This window comes from Pectobacterium zantedeschiae (genome assembly GCF_004137795.1).
Classification (GTDB): Bacteria; Pseudomonadota; Gammaproteobacteria; order Enterobacterales; family Enterobacteriaceae; genus Pectobacterium; species Pectobacterium zantedeschiae.
This window is the reverse complement of record NZ_NWTM01000005.1, coordinates 186,058-203,435: the sequence shown is the minus strand read 5'-3', so window position 1 is coordinate 203,435 and position 17,378 is coordinate 186,058. Positions and strand designations below refer to the sequence as shown.

Here is a 17,378-nt window from a genome sequence, read left to right as displayed (position 1 = left end):
CTATACGTTAGTGGCCTGTATGAGGGTTTACCCTGTTGTTTCAGCACGCTATGACGCTACGATACTTTGCTGCACGACCATATTTTGAAAACGTAATCGTTATGGCGTTTCCGTCACCGTTCCCTGATGCATTTGCTGCCTGACAGTGTGATCGTTGCTATCCACAGCTTGCAGCGTACCGTTTAACGTCGGCTTTAGCGGTGTATCGGCGGCAATCCGCCCATTCAACTGCAATTGCAGATTCGTGTTGCCCGTCGTTGCGGTTGCAGGTTCAGGCCATCCCCAACGCGTCAGAACATCCAGTGGTACGGCTCGCCCTGTCAGTGACAGGGAGAAGTTACGTGCTGGTTGCTGATTGATAGTCGCCTTGGCATCCAGCATGCCATTTTGCGTAAATGCGCTGAGTTCGTTAATGGCGATCTGGTTATCGTCGGCGACCAGTGCCATCGAAGGACGACGCACATCGACTTTATTGAACGTTGCATCGCTGGCATTAAGGTTCAACGATCCTGTCCACATTCCCCACTGGTGATTACGAGCCAGCAGTAAATCACTGCCGTAGCCATCTAATGCGGTCAGCTGGAAAGGAAAATCCGGGTTGATATCGATTAGCAGGTTGCGATTCGCCGTGAATTTTCGCACATTCACTTCCGCTAGCCATGATGGCAGTGTCGCTTGCCAGCGCTGACGCCAGTCGCCAGGGAGCGTGTATTCCATCCCAGCGACAACAAATTCGTTCAACTGTAGACGGCGATTACTACGCTGCCAATTGCCATTGGTTCGCAGCAGGCCGCCTTCCCAGCGGGTAGAGAATTGCTTGATGGCAACGCCCGCCGGTGACAAATCCAGATTCACGATAGGGTCGATGAGATGCATGTTGCCGTTCACAATGTCGGTGGCATTGAACGACAGCGTACCGCCTTCGCTCTGCCAGTCATTCTGCTTAAATGTGACATTTTGCAGTGCGACATCAAGGTCGATAAATGCCCATCCTGGCCCTTCAATACGGGCATCAATCAGGTCAAAGCGGTTAACCGTAACGGAAGGCAATTCGGTGACGGGCTGCCAGAAGGCTTCCGGCGTTCTCTGTGTTTGCAAACGAACATTGCTGAGCCGTAGGCTACCTATCTGCCAACTGCCATCTTCTGCGCGGCTGGCGTTACCCGTTAACTGCCCCTGAGCGACATCAGCGCCGAAATTGCTCAGAATCAGCTGGTTGTGGTTGATTTCGCCCTGAACCAATACCTGACTGGCAGGAATATCGTTGAGTTCGAGTGAACGCGCGCTGAGCTGAAACTGCCCTTCTTTGCCCAATAGATAACCCGCTTCGGGCTGCCACGGCATAATACCGCCGTTGATCTGTTGACCATTCAGGCGCCAATCACCGTCCTTTGCCTGCAATGCCATTGTACGCAACTGTAGTACATCGGCTTCGATAGGGAGCGTGGCAGCCTGTGAGGAAAGGTTTAGCGTTCCGCCTTCCAGTTCCAGGCTAGCAAAATGGCGCGGTTCGGTAATTTGACGCACGCTAAACCCTGCGGAAACCTGCTTTGCAGTGAGGGTCGGCGGCTGGTTTTTCTGACCAAAACTGACGTCGGTGAGTTGGATATGATCGGCGGTTGACCAGTCATGATTAATTTTTCCCAGTGATAACTGGTAGTCGGTGTTCTGGTTTACCCAATTACTTACCCAGCCTGCCGCCCAACTGGTTTGCAGTAATACGTAGACCACCACCAGCGCTAAAAAGGCTAGGAGTAGTAGGGTCAGCAATAATTTCCCGATAAATTTCATCGTGTCAGTCCATGCCAATCGTCAGGGAGAACTGTTCTTATGCCGCAATTTCCCTGAAGGCTCAATAGGTAATGCTGTTACAGACAGTAAAAAGCGAGCAGTGTTGCATCACCGCTCGCTTTTACATGAACTGAACAGAAATTATTGCGTGCTGGCGCTATTTTTCTTCGTGTGGGAAGACCATATTCAGCACGATTGCCGTAATCCCGCCAGCGGCAATACCGGAAGACAGTAATGTTTTAATCCAGTCCGGTGCAAATTGCAGAATCAATGGCTGCTGCGATACGCCAAGACCGACAGCCAATGACAGCGCAATGATCATGATCGCACGGCGGTTTAGTGGTTCACGGGACACAATGCGCACACCAGAGGCGGCGATAGTACCAAACATCACGATAGTGGCACCGCCCAGAACGGGCTCTGGAATATGCTGTACAAATCCGCTAACGGCGGGGAATAACCCCAGTGCGATCAGCATCAGTGAAACGACAAAACCGACATAGCGGCTGGCAACACCCGTAAGCTGGATGACGCCGTTATTCTGGCCGAAACAAGAGTTAGGGAAGGTGTTGAACACGGCAGAAAGGCAAGAGTTCAGGCCGTTGGCCAGCACGCCGCCTTTTAAGCGTTTCATGTACAGCGGGCCTCTGACCGGTTGCTCTGAAACGTCAGAGGTCGCGGTGATATCACCGATGGTTTCTAACGATGTCACCATGAATACCAGCATCAGTGGGATCAGCAGGTTCCAGTCAAAGCCTAAACCGTAATACAGCGGCGTGGGTACCATAATGACCGTATCGTGTTGCGCCGGTGCATTTTCTGGCAGCATACCCATTAGCCAAGCACCCAGATAACCTACCGCCATGGCAATCACCAGCGAGGCGACGCGCAGGTAGGGGTTACGCTGACGGTTCAGCAGAATAATCACCAGCAACACCGCACCCGCTAATAGTAGGTTCTTGGGCGCGCCGAAGGTGTTATTACCCATTGCGGCGTAGCCGCCACCGATAGAGGTCAGGCCGACCTGAATCAGTGACAGACCAATGATCATTACCACAATGCCGGAAACCAACGGGGTAATGATACGGCGGGTTAAATGCAGGAAGCGCGAAAGAATGATTTCGGTGAAGGAAGCAACCATCAATGTACCGAACAGTGCTGCCATCATCGTCGGAACGTCTGCTCCACCGTTTTTCAGCGCCAGTCCACCCATAATCAGCGGCGTCACGAAGTTAAAGCTGGTGCCCTGAATTGACAGCAAACCAGAACCGACTGGACCCCAGGTTTTAATTTGTAGAATAGAGGCTAGGCCGGAAGCGAAAAGCGACATGCTGATGATGTGCTGCGTATCCTGGGCGGGTAAACCTAATGCCTGACAGATCAGCAGCGCGGGGGTAATTACTGCAACAAACATAGCAAGCAGATGCTGGCTGGCGGCAAACAGCGTTTGCGGCAGCGGCGGCCTGTCTTCAAGACGATAGATGAGTTCACTGCGCTGAGGTGTGGCAGCGGTTTCTGTTTGGGACGTTTCCGTGGTGGTAGTCATGATGTAAGTTGGCGTTCCTGAAACGACAAAAAGCGCATTTTAATGATCTCTTTGTCGAAAGCAAACGTTTGCTAACTCACCTTTTCGATATGAATTTTGTCTGATGAAAAAGACCTTGTTATTTAAATGGATAATTTTAGGGGGGGGAATGAAGAATGCGCTGCTGCGATTAGGCGTTGGTGTAGCGTGTGCGTTCGGGTAGCCAACGTTCAATTAGCGCAATAGCATGCTCGGGATAGTGCTCATGTAGATGGCGGGCAACGCGCTGCACCTGTGGAATCAGTTCCTGATCGCGTAGGAGGTCTGCCACTTTGAACTCGGCATTGCCTGTTTGCCGCGTACCTAATAATTCACCCGGTCCGCGAATTTCCAGATCGCGTTGAGCGATAACAAAGCCATCGTTGCTATCGCGTAGAACCTGGAGTCGTTTTTGTGCAGTCTTGCTCATCGGTGTTTTGTAGAGCAGCACACAGTGAGAGGCCACTTCACCGCGCCCGACACGTCCGCGCAACTGGTGCAACTGAGCCAGACCCAGACGCTCCGGGTTCTCAATGATCATCAGGCTGGCGTTGGGGACATCCACACCGACCTCGATGACGGTTGTTGCCACTAGTAGTTGCAGTTCCCCCTGTTTGAAGGCCTGCATCACCGCCTGTTTTTCCTGTGCTTTCATGCGGCCGTGGACCAATCCAACCTTGAGATTCGGCAGCGCTGCCTTTAGCTCTTCGCTGGTGGCTTCTGCTGCTTGGGCTTCCAGAAGATCGGATTCTTCAATCAGCGTACACACCCAATAGGCCTGCCGACCTTCTTGCTGACAGGCGCTATTCACCCGTTCGATGATGTCGCTACGGCGTGAATCCGGTATGGCGACGGTGGTGACGGGGGTTCTGCCCGGCGGCAGCTCATCAATGACGGATGTATCCAGATCGGCATAGGCCGTCATCGCCAGCGTACGGGGGATCGGGGTGGCTGTCATAATCAGCTGGTGGGGATGGAAGCCTTGTTCTTCGCCTTTTTCCCACAGGGCAAGGCGTTGATGAACGCCAAAGCGATGCTGTTCGTCAATGATGACCAATGCCAGGCCGTTGAATTTCACCTGTTGCTGGAAAATGGCGTGCGTCCCGACAACCATGGAAACCTGACCGTTAGCGATAGCGTCCTGCTGCGCCTGACGCGCTTTTCCTTTTTGTTTGCCAGCCAACCAGCCGACTTCAAGCCCTAATGGTTCGAACCACTGGCGGAAATTATGGGCGTGTTGTTCGGCCAATAGCTCTGTTGGTGCCATCAGAGCGACCTGTTTGCCGTTGGCAATAGCACGCAATGCGGCCAGTGCGGCAACCAGCGTCTTTCCTGAACCTACATCGCCCTGTACCAGACGCATCATCGGGAAATCTTTCGCCATATCCGTTTCAATCTCAGCCACAACACGATCTTGTGCCTGCGTGGGTTTGAACGGTAGGGCGGCGAGCAGGCGTTTTTTCAAGCTGTCTTGTGCCTGTAGCGGCGAGGCTTTATGCCGCTGTTCCCCTGCCCGCACGGCGAGCATACTCAGGTTATGCGCTAGCAGTTCTTCCATAATCAGCCGCTGCTGTGCCGGGTGTTTTCCATGCTCAAGCTCGCTGAGCAGCATATCCGGTGGGGGACGATGTAACGTGCGCAGCGCATCCGGCAGACTAATTAGCGATCGGCTTAGGGATTCAGGCAGTAATTCATCGATGCGGTTTGCGGCGAGCAGCTCCAGCGCCTGATCGGTGAGCTTGCGCAGGGTTGCCTGACGAATGCCCTCGGTGGAGGGATAAACGGGTGTGAGTGATTCTTGTAGCTCAACCTGCGTATTGTCCCCCTGAACACGATATTCAGGATGGATGATCTCCGCACCGATTTTCCCGCGTTTGATTTCACCGTACGCGGTAACGCGCTGTCCTGGCGCGAGGCTATTTTTCATCGCTGCGCTGAAATTGAAGAAGCGCATGGTCAGCATGCCGCTGCCGTCGCTGATTTGGCAGGTCAACATGCGACGGCTGCCAAAGGTGATGTCATTTCGTAGGATTTCCCCTTCTACGGTGGCATACATACCGGGAAGGAGGTCGCCAATCGGGTAAAGATGTGTGCGATCTTCGTAGCGTAAAGGCAAGTGCAGCAGGAGGTCCTGCACGGTTTCCAGCCCGAGTCGGGCGAGTTTTGCTGCCTGGCTCGCACCCACGCCGGCAAGTGTACTCAGCGGTTGGGTGTTCAGCAGGCGGCCTTTCATCAGCACTCCGACGATTGCATCGCGGCCCACCACGGGGTATCCGCTATAATCTGACCCTGATGGTCGATATAGGGACGGGGTAGCCCTTTGCGTTTTGCGACTCGTGCCAGTACGGGATAACCCCCTTCAAACAGCAGGCGCTGCTGCTCTTCTTCATCCAGCGGGCTATCTTCACGCTGGTACATGCCGGCGATTTGGCGTTGACGCTGGGCTTCATACAGGATTAACGCTGAGGCCACCGAGACATTCAGTGACTGCACCATGCCAGTCATCGGAATGATGATATCACGATCGGCCAGTTTTAGCGCTTCGGCAGTTATACCGGTTTTTTCTTGTCCGAGCAGAATACAGGTCGGGCGGGTGTAATCAATTTCCCGAAAATCGACGGCGTGTTCAGACAAATTGGTCGCCAGAACTTGCATCCCCCCATCCTTCAGATGGCCTACCGCATCATGTATGGTGCGATGGGTTTTAACTTCTACCCAACTATTACTGCCCGCGGCGGAGGAAACCAGCGTTTTCATCCGACTGGTCGGCCAAATCGCATGGACCTGATGTACGCCAACGGCATCCGCGGTACGGATAACGGCAGAGATATTATGGGGTTTATGCACCTGCTCCATGCAAATCGTCAGATCGGGCTGACGGCAGTTCAGCATTTCTTTTATGCGTGCATAACGTTGAGGGGTCATGACGATTAATTTCGGTTACGGTTAACTTTGATGACATCCGGCATCACGCGAATCTTACGCATAATGTTAGCCAGATGAACGCGATCGAGGGTAGTGAGGCGGATAAAGGCGCTGTATACGCGGCCGTCTCTTTCTTCCGTATTGATGCTCTGAATATTGGAATTCGCGGCGTTGATCGCTGCCGTCAGGTTCGCCAGTGCGCCTTGATGGTTGAACATATCCACTTTGATTTCGGCGATGAACTCTTGTTCCGTTACCTTATCCCACTCTACGGCCATGAATTTTTCAGGTTCTTTCTGATAGCCGCGAATGTTGCGGCAGGACTCATGGTGAATAACCAGCCCTTTACCGGGGCTGACGTGGGCAATGATCGGATCGCCGGGGATGGGGCGGCAACATTTGGCAAAGGAGATCATAACGCCATCTGCGCCTTTGATCGGCAGTTTGCGCAGCCCTGTCGTTCCCAGCTCAGATTGCTCATTCAGCAGATTTTTCGCCACGACGACGCTCATGGCATTACCCATACCAATTTCCGCCATCAGATCGTCCAGCGTAGCGAGCTTCATACGATCGAGCTCAAGCTGAATAGATTTTTCAGGGATATCGGAGAGTTTGCGACCGTTGCCTAATGCGTGGTTCAGCAAACGGCGACCGAGACTCACGGAATCATCACGCTTGAGGTTTTTCAGCATCTGGCGAATTTTGGAGCGCGCCCTGGAGCTAACCACGAAGTTAAGCCACGCGGCATTCGGTCTTGCACCCGGCGCGGTAATGATCTCAACGGTTTGGCCGCTGGTGAGTGACTGTGACAGCGGGTAAGGCTGACGGTCAACGCGTGCACCGACGCAGGCGTGGCCAATGTCTGTGTGTACTGCGTAAGCGAAATCGACGGGCGTCGCGCCTGCGGGGAGTTCCACAATGCGGCCTTCCGGCGTAAAGACGTACATCTCGTCAGGGAAGAGATCGGACTTAACGCTTTCAATAAATTCAAACGAGCTGCCGGCGCTTTGCTGAAGTTCCAGCAGGCTTTGCATCCAGCGTTGGGCGCGCACCTGTGCGGTGGTGCTGCTCTCGCCTTCTTTATAAGCCCAATGCGCGGCCACACCCATTTCCGCCATTTGATCCATGTCGTCGGTGCGAATTTGTACTTCGACTGGCACGCCGTGCGGGCCAATCAGAGATGTGTGCAGCGATTGATAGCCGTTGGCTTTAGGAATGGCGATATAATCTTTCACCCGGCCTGGGCGCGGCTTATACAGGCTGTGAACCTGACCGAGCACGCGATAGCAGGTATCCAACTCTTTGACGATGACCCGAAACGCGTAGATATCCATGATGGAGTGAAAACGCTGTTCTTTCAGGTGCATTTTGCAGTAGATAGAGTACAGGTGTTTTTCGCGACCGCTTACGCGGCAGGCAATCCCGGCTTCAGTCAAACGCCCTTCGATTTCCGACAGGATTTTCTGAATCATTTCCTTGCGGTTACCGCGAGCGGCCTTAACGACCTCTTTAATTACGCGATAACGATTCGGATAGAGCGCTTCAAAGCCCAGTTCTTCCAACTCGGTTTTGAGGTGATGGATACCCAGTCGGTGTGCCAGCGGACTGTATATCTCCAGTGTTTCGCGGGCAATGCGGCGACGTTTATCCGGGCGTAATGAGCCCAGCGTGCGCATGTTATGGGTACGGTCTGCGAGCTTGATCAGGATGACGCGAATGTCCTGCACCATTGCCATAATCATTTTGCGAAAGTTTTCAGCCTGCGCTTCTTTCTTATCGCGGAACTTCAGTTTGTCCAGCTTGGAAACGCCCTCTACCAGTTCAGCAACGCTTTTACCAAAAAGCTGTTCCATGTCCTGATAGGTGGCGGGGGTGTCCTCTATGACATCATGCAGCAGTGCTGCCATCAGCGTTTCGTAATCGAGACGCATCTCCGCCAGAATACAGGCGACGGCAACAGGGTGTGTGATATAGGGTTCACCGCTGGAGCGAGTCTGCCCCTCGTGAGCATCACGTGCAACTAAGTAAGCCTGCTGTAAACGTTTAATCTGATCTTCTGGCAGATAACGTTGAATCAGCAGATTAAGGCTTTCAAAAATGTACAAGGGCGACTCGTGGTGTGATTAACGGCGGCCTTCAGCAATCGCGGTAACCGCCTGAATCTCTGCGGCTTCCTGCTCTTGCTGTTCCTGACGGTCACGAACATCCAGAATCTGGTTGTTGATCAGACCTTCTTCGATTTCACGTAGTGCGATCACGGTGTACTTATCGTTTTCTTCAGGAACCAGCGGATCTTTGCCGCCAGTCTGGATTTGACGGGCGCGACGAGCAGCGACCAACACCAGGTCAAAACGGTTACCAATTTTCTCTACAGCGTCTTGAACAGTTACGCGTGCCATAATGTGCTACTCCACAGGAAATAAAATGACTGGGCATCATACTGAAAGAGGCGTCAGTCTGCCAATAGTTTGGTGATTAATGCATCATGCCGAACTTTTTGTCTGCTCAAACGCAGACGTTCGGCGCGAATAATGGTTTTCAGATCGAGCAGAGCCAGATCGAAATCATCATTTACAATCAGGTAATCATACTCGCCGTAATGCGTCATTTCAGCCACGGCCTGTGACATACGACGAGCAATGACTTCATCACTGTCTTGTCCACGTCCACGCAGACGGCGAGCCAGTTCTTCTTTTGACGGCGGCAGAATGAAAATACTGCGTGCGTGCGGCATCTGCGCCCGAATTTGCTGAGCACCCTGCCAGTCGATATCCAGAAAAACATCAACGCCTGTCGCTAACACCTGCTCAATCGCAGGTCGGGATGTACCGTAGTAATTACCGAAGACTTCCGCGTGTTCCAGAAACTCACTATCCTGAATCATACGCTTGAATTCATCGACTTCGACGAAGAAATAGTGCTCGCCGTGGTTTTCTCCCGGTCGTTTCGCTCGTGTGGTATGCGAAATTGATACCTGAGTGTCGTAAAGCGGCTGAGTTTTTAATAACGCCTGAATCAGGCTGGATTTCCCGGCCCCGCTGGGAGCAGAAACGATATATAACGTGCCTTGAGCCATAATGAAGTTTTATTAACGGTTACGATGATGAATGTAGATATGCAGCAGGAAAATGCTCATATCCCCGCATTATACACGCCAATATGTCATCAGTCGCGCTACGATAAATTCTCCGCTAACTGTTTTTTCGTTATGCCATCGGGAAAATCTTTTGCCAACGTTTCTTTTTTAGATTGTGAAGCGCGTTCCCGTCTTTTTCCCAGAAGCTGCAAACGATAAATCATCTTGCGGCGCGTTTGGCATTTCTTCTTTTTTCGCCTCGTATTTTTCCCTCTGTTGCTATGTACTGCGGCCATTCGCTATGGATAGCTGGAGATTTTATGTGGCTCAGGAAAAACGCATTTTTGATCATTATTGTTGTTGAGGGCATCAGCGGTTTTGCTGCTGCGGCCGAAGTTTGCCCCGATTGGGATAACACGCGTTCAAGCAAAGAAATTGCTGCATTACGCCAGCAATTAGATCAGTGGGATGATGTGTATTACATCGAAGGGAAAAGCCCGATAGAGGATGACGTTTATGATCAACTGCGGGAACAGTTAACCCAGTGGCAGGGCTGTTTTCAGCCCCAAAATGCGATTCCTGCCCGGTTACCCGATAATGGTAAACACCCCCATCCTGTTGCCCACACGGGATTAAAAAAATTGTCCGATCACGGACAGTTGGTGCAATGGATCGCACAGCGTGAGGATTTATGGATTCAGCCCAAAGTTGATGGTGTTGCCGTCACGCTGGTTTATCAGCATGGCAGACTCACGTCTGCGGTTAGCCGAGGTAACGGTCTGCAAGGTGAAGACTGGACGGAGAAAGCTCGCCTGATTCCGGGAATTCCTCATTTATTAACCGAAGCACCTTCCTCATTGGTATTACAAGGGGAGCTTTTCCTGAAGGTGAGCGATCATCGACAGGATATTCAGGGGGGTGTTAATGCACGCTCGATAGTGGCCGGTGAAATGCGTCGTCATCAGCCTTCTCCCGTGTTGTCGCAGATTGGCTTTTTTGTCTGGGAATGGCCGGATGGCCCAAAAGTGATGGCGGAACGTCTGGATAAATTGAAGGAAATGGGGTTTGCCATGACGGAGGACTATACCCATGCTATTGGGTCATTCGCCGACGCGGAGAAATGGCGCGATCACTGGTATCACAGCCCGCTACCCTTCGTGACGGATGGCGTGGTTATCCGCCAGACTAAAGAGCCGCAGGGGCGCTATTGGCGTAACACCTCTGCCGATTGGGCGATCGCATGGAAATATCCACCTGTTCATCAGGTTGCGGAAGTTACCGATGTGGCATTTTCTGTCGGGCGTACGGGGAAGATCGCAGTGGTGTTGAAGCTTAGTCCTTTGAAATTGGATGATAAATCGGTTAGTCGAGTGAATGTAGGCTCGTTGTCTCGTTGGAAACAATGGGATGTGATGCCCGGCGATCGGGTGAGCGTCAGCTTGGCTGGGCAGGGGATTCCACGTCTGGACGATGTGGTATGGCGGGGGACTGAACGGCCTGCCATCGTTTCCCCCCGTGAACATGATTTCCATATTTTTAGCTGTTTTCGGTATAGTTCAGCTTGCCAGCAGCAATTTCTGGCGCGCTTAGTTTGGCTGAGTGGAGAGTACGGTTTAAATCTGGCGGGAGTGCGTGACGGAATATGGCTGCGCTTGATGCAACATGATTTACTGGAAGATGTGCTGTCATGGTTATTTCTAACGGAGGCGCAGCTTAATGCGGTCGATGGCATAGGTGATAAAAGAGCGAGAGATATCTATAAGAGTTTACAGTCGGCTCGGCAGATGCCGCTATCTCGCTGGTTACTGGCGTTAGGTATCCCCGTTCCACGTTCCGCAATTAGCGCATTGGACAATGTAGATTGGCTGGCGTTACAGCAGCGGACGGCGCAGCAATGGCGACAGTTCTCAGGCATTGGGGAACGACGTGCAGAAGAGATTATGGCGTTTCTGAATCACCCAATCGTGATGGAATTCATTGCTCGATTAGATCGTGAAGGAATGCATCGGTAAGTTGTGGTGATCTTTCAGGAAGCTTTGGGAGAGCAATTTTTATTTTTTCGTGGATTATTCACGTAAAAGGGCCATTTTTTCTGTTTTTCCTACTCAACCATAAGTAAAATTTACGAATTAAATGATGTAAGCCTATTTGCTGTTTTGCGATATAAAAATGCCTGAGACGCTGATTATTTCCGTTGAACTCAGGCATAGGGATGTTGTCGTATAGCTTCAGATAATAAGAAAGGTTTTGTTGGAGCACTTGTCATAATGAAGTTTGTAGCATCTTTTTCGCAACCCAAGTTATCGTTTGTCCTGGCAATCTACATTGGTCTTTTTCTCAATATCTCAGTGTATTATCGGCGTTTTGATTATTTTTCACTCTCTGCCGGTAGCCAGGTTCCAACATTTATTCCCGCTCTTGTCGAATTGACCGCGAGTATATTATTCACCTTTTTCCTGATGAGAATTATCTCACTCGGAGGACGCCGTTTTTATCGAGTTATTGCTTCTTTCTTAGTGCTAATTTCCGTTGCGGCAAGCTATTACATGACGTTTTTTAATGTCGTGATTGGCTATGGCATTATTGCAGCGGTCATGACCACAGATATTGATCTTTCCAAAGAAGTTATTGGTTTTCGTTTTGTACTATGGATGTTGGTAGTGAGTGCGCTACCGCTGTTTTTGATCTGGAAAAACTCGCTGCGTCATACGCTAATCGAACAGCTTAGATCACCGGGAAAGCGTTTGATTCCTCTTCTGGTCCTTGTGGCTGTTGTTGCGTTGGTTTGGATGCCACTTCGCTATATGGACAACATTCAGTCAGTCTCCGAGCGAGAATCCAATGTGGATTTACCCAGCTATGGCGGCGTAGTGGCTCACTCTTATCTGCCTTCTAACTGGTTGTCTGCATTAGGTTTGTTTGCGTACACCAAGTATGATGAGAGTCAGGATTCTTCCAATCTTTTCGATCCAGCTCAGCATTTTACCTATGTACCACCGAAAGGCATTGATGATACCTACGTGGTTTTCATTATTGGTGAAACGACCCGCTGGGATCATATGGGGCTGCTTGGCTACGAGCGAGATACGACGCCAAAGCTATCAAAAGAAAAAAATCTGGTCGCATTCCGTGGCCAATCGTGTGATACCTCAACCAAGCTTTCCATGCGCTGTATGTTTGTGCGAGAAGGCGGTGCGGAAGACAACCCGCAACGAACGCTGAAAGAACAGAACGTCTTTTCCGTGATGAAAGAGTTGGGCTTTACCTCCGAACTATTTGCTATGCAAAGTGAGGTATGGTTTTACAATAGCATTGAGGCGAATAACTATTCTTTCCGCGAAATGATTGCGTCAGAGAAACACAATGACGGAAAATCGGTGCAGGATATGTTGCTGGTTGATGAGGTCAAGGAATCGCTGGCTCGTTACCCTAAAGGCAAACATTTAATTGTGCTGCATACCAAAGGCTCTCACTACCTGTATTCCATGCGATATCCCCGTAGCTATGCGCGTTATCAGCCCGAGTGTATGGGTGTTGATGCATCCTGTACGCGTGAGCAGTTAATCAACGCTTTTGATAATAGCGTTCTCTATACCGATAGCTTTATTGATAGCGTGATCGATCAGGTGCGGGATAAGAAAGCGATTGTGTTTTATTCCTCCGATCATGGTGAATCGATCGATGATAACTACCATTTGCATGGCACACCGCGTCAGATGGCTCCGCCTGAGCAGTTCCGTTCACCGATGATGGTATGGACATCGGATAAATTTCTGGCTGACCCCGATAACCTGCAAGCGTTTGAGCAGTTGAAAGCGCAACAGAGCGTTGGCAAAACACATCGTCATGAAGAGCTGTTTGACACGGTTCTTGGATGCCTGGGATACACGTCGCCTGACGGCGGTATTAACCCTAAAAATAACTGGTGCCAGAAACCTGCTAATTGATATGTGTCACGGACAAGGACGTCTGTTTCAGGCTGCAAATACAAGGAGTGGATACTTTAACGGCAGCCGAAATCCTTTTGTTAAAAAAGGGATTGACGCTTCAATAGGGTAGCAGTAATATGCGCCCGCATTCGGCGAGTAGCGCAGCTTGGTAGCGCAACTGGTTTGGGACCAGTGGGTCGGAGGTTCGAATCCTCTCTCGCCGACCAATTTTCTTCCCCAGTAAATCATTCCCTCTTTTTCTCCTGCTTCAACATCGTCTGTTAATACAAATGCTATTACAAAAATAATCCTTTATGAAAATAGGGTTTACCCCTGCATGTTGTGATGTCTAACGTTGGCATATTTCCCTTGCCTTTGGTTCGGAATTTTCCCAAAAATAGAGTGAAGAATAGCTCAATAATTACCCTTAATAATATTTATCTTTTTGTTTTTTAATGATTAAAATAATTATCATTCTGGTTGTTTGAAAATAAGACTGACTTTACCTGGCTGTATTTAAATGTAAGTTTGTGTGCGGTCAACATGCGCGATAGTTATATGTTCGCTTTGTTGAAATCGTCTTTTTATTCAAACATGGAAGATGTTTCTATCATGAAAAAAACAACTCTGCTGCTTTCCTCTCTGATTGCTTGCACTATGGGAATGTCTGCTGCTCAGGCGACACAAACGGTATCACTGGGTTATGCTCAAGCGAAAGTCGATGATTTCAAAGATCCAAAAGGGATTACGGCAAAATATCACTATCAGGGTGAGTCCGCTCTCGGCATTATTGGTTCTTTCACTTATGTGAGCGCGGAGCAAACAGAGTATTATCAGAATTCAAGCAGTGATGTTTATAAGTTGAAATACTATTCACTCATGGCTGGGCCATCCTACCGCTTTAACGAATATGTCAGCGTTTATGGCTTAGCGGGTATTGGGCGTGGTAAATCCAGTTGGGAAGAGGGAGATGCTGTCCGTGAATCGGGTAGTGAAAGTAAATCCAGCTTTGCTTACGGTGCCGGTATTCAAATTACGCCTGTAGCAAATTGGGCGATTGATATTGGCTACGAAGGCACGAAAATCTATGAAACGCGTGTAGACAGCTTTAATATTGGTGTCGGTTATCGTTTCTGATTTACCTGGCATAGAAAACCGGTGGGTAAATTTCTGCCGGTTATTACTTCTGTTCTCCTTCTTCATTTTTATTCATAAAGCTCTCAATCGATTTATGGCCGTTATAATGCAGCCAGACGAGTAGCGATTCATTGTCCATCGGCTTGGCATAAAGAAAGCCCTGTATATATTTGACTCCTCGTCGTTGTAAATATATGAGTTGCTGTTCGGTTTCCACGCCTTCTGCTATCGATTGAAGTTTGATGCGATGACTCAAATTAATAATGGCATCAAGAATGGGGGCTTCTTCATCCGGTGATGAAATCGAACTGACGAATCCCTGATCTATCTTCAGACAATCTAGCGGAAAGTTTTGCAGGTAAGAGAGTGAGCAGTGGCCGGTGCCGAAGTCATCGATGGCAATCATAATGCCATCCTCACGCAACTGATGCAGGCGCTGTATGATTTCAGGACCGTTGCTGATGAGGTTACGTTCTGTGAGTTCCAGCGTGATGCTTAATAAATGCGATGCGACTTTATTTGCAAAGCGGTGGACGTCTGGTACGAAACTTGGATGATGCAAGTGCTCGGCTGCAACGTTGAGCCCCAGATGAAATCCGGGCTTTACTTGCCAACTGGCGATATCGGATGCGACCAGATCAAATAAATGCCGAGTGATGGGAATAATCATACTTTCTGCTTCGGCGGCAGAGATGAATATATCAGGTCTAATCCACTGGCCATTACTGCGCCGCCAGCGTAGTAATGTTTCGACTCCGGTACAAGAGCGCGACTCTACATCATAAATGGGCTGGTAATATACGGAAAATTCGCCGTTAGCGATGCCTTTACGGATTTCATCGCGGAATAATAATTTACGTTTTTGCCAGTACCACATCGCCGTAGTGAACAGCACAGAGAGAATAATTGCTAGTGGCAGGAACGTGAAGAATGCCTGTTTCCAGTTTGTTATTTCCTGAGAAGCAGGGGCGGTAATATAGAGGGTAATCGGGAAGCGATTCGACTTTATTTCAAGTGCAGAGGTAGAAAATAAGCCTGTGTGGGGTGTAATTGTTGGGCCTGTTTGAATTGGGTGACCGTTGTCCATTTGCAGAATGAGTTCATAGCCACGGATCTGGCTAATCGCAATCATAAGATCAATGAGATATTGCGCATCGACCATGGCATAAGACCCGTAACCTGAGATGGGCATCTGGACGAAGATCAGCGCTGGGCGTCCTTTTACGTTGTCTGAGCCTGCAATCGACAGGCTCCAGCGTTCAGAATAGGTGGCCGGTAACGGCTGTTGAATGACGCGGCTGAGTGGCGTCAATGTATTGCCAAAGGTCGAAGAGCAGTAGACGTTGGTATTATGGATAACACCGATCGCGCGGAAGTAAGAAAACACTGAACCGAGACGTTGTAGTTTATCGCCGATAGCGCTACAGGGTTGACCATGAAAGCGTTGGAGGCGATCCACCATTGTCCATGCTTGCGTCGAAATATTCTCAGCATGATTCATAGCGATTTGCGCAGTGGATTCCAAATCGCGCTTTACCATTAATCTGGACTCTACAAAAGTGAACAACAATCCGAGTAGCAGTGGCAGCATTCCTGCAAGCAGTAACTGCAACATATTGATTTTATGTTCACTAAGTCTGGGGCTCATCCACATCTCCTGTCTGGCAGCAGAGGCCTATGTAGAGACGTCCTTTTCTCCGTGAATTCAAGGAGAGCGCTGAATAGAGGTTATTATAGTGCCTATTTGCTAAAAGGCAGCGCCTGTGCACACGCCCATGCTGAACTCCACGCCCACTGAAAATTATAGCCTCCGAGCCAGCCAGTTACATCGACCACTTCGCCAATGAAATACAGCCCCGGAACCGCATTCGCTTCCATGGTTTTAGAGGAGAGCGCTCGAGTGTCAACGCCGCCGATGGTCACTTCAGCAGTGCGGTAGCCTTCTGTGCCGTTTGGTTGTACGCGCCACTCTTGCAGGCTCTGTTCAATGTGCGTTTGTTGTGTGCTGTTGAGCTGCTTCAACGTGACGTCCGGCAATTGTCCTAACGCTTGCAGGCATTCGACCAGTCGTTTAGGTAGCCACTGTGCCAACGTGTTTTTCAAACTTTGGTTCGGATGAGCAGTACGCTCGTCATTAATAAGCTGCGTAAGATCGCGGCCGGGCAGCAAGTTGATGGTAACGAATTCACCAGCCTGCCAGTAGCTGGAAATCTGCAAAATAGCGGGGCCAGAGAGCCCACGGTGCGTGAACAGAATGTTTTCACGGAACGTTACGCCGTTTTCGGCAGTGACGACGGTAGGCACGGAAACGCCGGAGAGCGTTTGCAGTTGCTCAAGCAGCGGCTTGTGCAGCGTAAAGGGCACCAGCGCGGCGCGGGTTGGGAGCACGTTGATACCAAACTGCGCGGCAAGCTGGTAGCCGAACGGCGTCGCACCCAGACCCGGCATCGACAGGCCACCGCAGGCAACGACCAGCGATGCGCTTTGGAATGATGTACCGTTGTTCAGGTGGATGGTGAATAGATCGTCTGATTTCTCCACCGAGGTCACTTCGCTACGCAGACGGAGAGTGACATTAGCACGCTCGCACTCTGTTACCAGCATGTCCACGATTTGCTGCGCGGAGTCATCGCAGAATAGCTGACCGAGCGTTTTCTCGTGGTAAGCGATGCGGTGGCTGTTGACCAGACTAATGAAATCCCATTGGGTATAACGCGCCAGTGCCGATTTACAAAAATGGGGATTGTGAGACAGATACGCCGCCGGTTCTGCATACATATTGGTAAAATTGCAGCGACCACCGCCGGACATCAATATTTTTCGGCCAGCCTTCTTGCCGTTATCGAGCAGTAGAACACGCAGTCCGCGTTGTCCTGCCTGTGCAGCACAAAACATGCCTGCTGCACCAGCACCAATGATGACAGCGTCAAACTGTTCCACAATGCATTTCTCCGAT

General features: G+C 50.3%; 12 protein-coding genes and 1 tRNA gene. 4 read left to right on the top strand and 9 right to left on the bottom strand.

What is annotated here, in order from left to right; genetic code table 11:
- Positions 1 to 99: 99 nt before the first annotated feature.
- The 7 genes from CLR69_RS20750 to gmk all read right to left on the bottom strand — a co-directional run bounded on the left by CLR69_RS20750 (position 100) and on the right by gmk (position 9,356).
- Positions 100 to 1,791, bottom strand: coding sequence for an AsmA family protein (locus CLR69_RS20750; protein ID WP_129713054.1), 1,692 nt, complete (start codon positions 1,789 to 1,791; stop codon positions 100 to 102).
- A 157-nt stretch (positions 1,792 to 1,948) separates the two neighbouring features.
- Complete coding sequence (locus tag CLR69_RS20745; protein ID WP_129713055.1) at positions 1,949 to 3,337, bottom strand: nucleobase:cation symporter-2 family protein; 1,389 nt, start codon at positions 3,335 to 3,337, stop codon at positions 1,949 to 1,951.
- 169 nt (positions 3,338 to 3,506) lie between these two features.
- Positions 3,507 to 5,588, bottom strand: coding sequence for an ATP-dependent DNA helicase RecG (recG, locus tag CLR69_RS20740; RefSeq protein WP_129713056.1), 2,082 nt, complete (start codon positions 5,586 to 5,588; stop codon positions 3,507 to 3,509).
- The gene (trmH, locus tag CLR69_RS20735) at positions 5,588 to 6,280 is read right to left on the bottom strand and encodes a tRNA (guanosine(18)-2'-O)-methyltransferase TrmH (RefSeq protein WP_129713057.1); all 693 of its coding nucleotides are present in this window, start codon (positions 6,278 to 6,280) and stop codon (positions 5,588 to 5,590) included. Before trmH ends, recG begins: the two co-directional genes overlap by 1 nt.
- A gap of 5 nt (positions 6,281 to 6,285) precedes the next feature.
- Positions 6,286 to 8,385 (bottom strand): bifunctional GTP diphosphokinase/guanosine-3',5'-bis pyrophosphate 3'-pyrophosphohydrolase, encoded by a 2,100-nt coding sequence (spoT, locus tag CLR69_RS20730; RefSeq protein WP_015842293.1) that lies wholly within the window; start codon positions 8,383 to 8,385, stop codon positions 6,286 to 6,288.
- Between the two features lie 18 nt (positions 8,386 to 8,403).
- On the bottom strand, positions 8,404 to 8,679 hold the full coding sequence (rpoZ, locus tag CLR69_RS20725) for a DNA-directed RNA polymerase subunit omega (RefSeq protein WP_005968230.1): 276 nt from the start codon (positions 8,677 to 8,679) through the stop codon (positions 8,404 to 8,406).
- Between the two features lie 53 nt (positions 8,680 to 8,732).
- Positions 8,733 to 9,356 carry a guanylate kinase gene (gene gmk, locus CLR69_RS20720; protein ID WP_129713058.1) on the bottom strand — a complete coding sequence of 208 codons (624 nt, stop codon included), beginning with the start codon at positions 9,354 to 9,356 and terminating at the stop codon, positions 8,733 to 8,735.
- Between the two features lie 320 nt (positions 9,357 to 9,676).
- On the opposite strand from gmk, the gene ligB reads away from it, so the two are divergent.
- The 4 genes from ligB to CLR69_RS20700 all read left to right on the top strand — a co-directional run bounded on the left by ligB (position 9,677) and on the right by CLR69_RS20700 (position 14,422).
- On the top strand, positions 9,677 to 11,368 hold the full coding sequence (ligB, locus tag CLR69_RS20715; protein ID WP_129713059.1) for an NAD-dependent DNA ligase LigB: 1,692 nt from the start codon (positions 9,677 to 9,679) through the stop codon (positions 11,366 to 11,368).
- 255 nt (positions 11,369 to 11,623) lie between these two features.
- Positions 11,624 to 13,303 (top strand): kdo(2)-lipid A phosphoethanolamine 7''-transferase, encoded by a 1,680-nt coding sequence (eptB, locus tag CLR69_RS20710; protein ID WP_129709444.1) that lies wholly within the window; start codon positions 11,624 to 11,626, stop codon positions 13,301 to 13,303.
- Between the two features lie 132 nt (positions 13,304 to 13,435).
- Positions 13,436 to 13,512, top strand: a tRNA-Pro gene (locus CLR69_RS20705).
- Between the two features lie 385 nt (positions 13,513 to 13,897).
- Positions 13,898 to 14,422: an Ail/Lom family outer membrane beta-barrel protein gene (locus CLR69_RS20700; protein WP_129713060.1), complete on the top strand. Its 525-nt coding sequence runs from the start codon at positions 13,898 to 13,900 to the stop codon at positions 14,420 to 14,422.
- A gap of 43 nt (positions 14,423 to 14,465) precedes the next feature.
- Here CLR69_RS20700 and CLR69_RS20695 read toward each other — a convergent pair whose 3' ends face one another.
- Positions 14,466 to 16,070, bottom strand: a complete 1,605-nt coding sequence (locus CLR69_RS20695; protein WP_129713061.1) for an EAL domain-containing protein — start codon at positions 16,068 to 16,070, stop codon at positions 14,466 to 14,468.
- A 92-nt stretch (positions 16,071 to 16,162) separates the two neighbouring features.
- Positions 16,163 to 17,362 carry a BaiN/RdsA family NAD(P)/FAD-dependent oxidoreductase gene (locus CLR69_RS20690; RefSeq protein WP_129713062.1) on the bottom strand — a complete coding sequence of 400 codons (1,200 nt, stop codon included), beginning with the start codon at positions 17,360 to 17,362 and terminating at the stop codon, positions 16,163 to 16,165.
- Between the last annotated feature and the right edge of the window lie 16 nt (positions 17,363 to 17,378).

Excerpts from the sequence above, each read along its gene's own strand:
- CLR69_RS20750 (WP_129713054.1), bottom strand. The coding sequence starts at position 1,791 with ATGAAATTTATCGGGAAATTATTGCTGACCCTACTACTCCTAGCCTTT.
- ligB (WP_129713059.1), top strand. The coding sequence starts at position 9,677 with ATGTGGCTCAGGAAAAACGCATTTTTGATCATTATTGTTGTTGAGGGC.
- trmH (WP_129713057.1), bottom strand. The coding sequence starts at position 6,280 with ATGACCCCTCAACGTTATGCACGCATAAAAGAAATGCTGAACTGCCGT.
- CLR69_RS20745 (WP_129713055.1), bottom strand. The coding sequence starts at position 3,337 with ATGACTACCACCACGGAAACGTCCCAAACAGAAACCGCTGCCACACCT.
- gmk (WP_129713058.1), bottom strand. The coding sequence starts at position 9,356 with ATGGCTCAAGGCACGTTATATATCGTTTCTGCTCCCAGCGGGGCCGGG.
- eptB (WP_129709444.1), top strand. The coding sequence starts at position 11,624 with ATGAAGTTTGTAGCATCTTTTTCGCAACCCAAGTTATCGTTTGTCCTG.
- rpoZ (WP_005968230.1), bottom strand. The coding sequence starts at position 8,679 with ATGGCACGCGTAACTGTTCAAGACGCTGTAGAGAAAATTGGTAACCGT.
- CLR69_RS20695 (WP_129713061.1), bottom strand. The coding sequence starts at position 16,070 with ATGAGCCCCAGACTTAGTGAACATAAAATCAATATGTTGCAGTTACTG.
- recG (WP_129713056.1), bottom strand. The coding sequence starts at position 5,588 with ATGAAAGGCCGCCTGCTGAACACCCAACCGCTGAGTACACTTGCCGGC.
- CLR69_RS20700 (WP_129713060.1), top strand. The coding sequence starts at position 13,898 with ATGAAAAAAACAACTCTGCTGCTTTCCTCTCTGATTGCTTGCACTATG.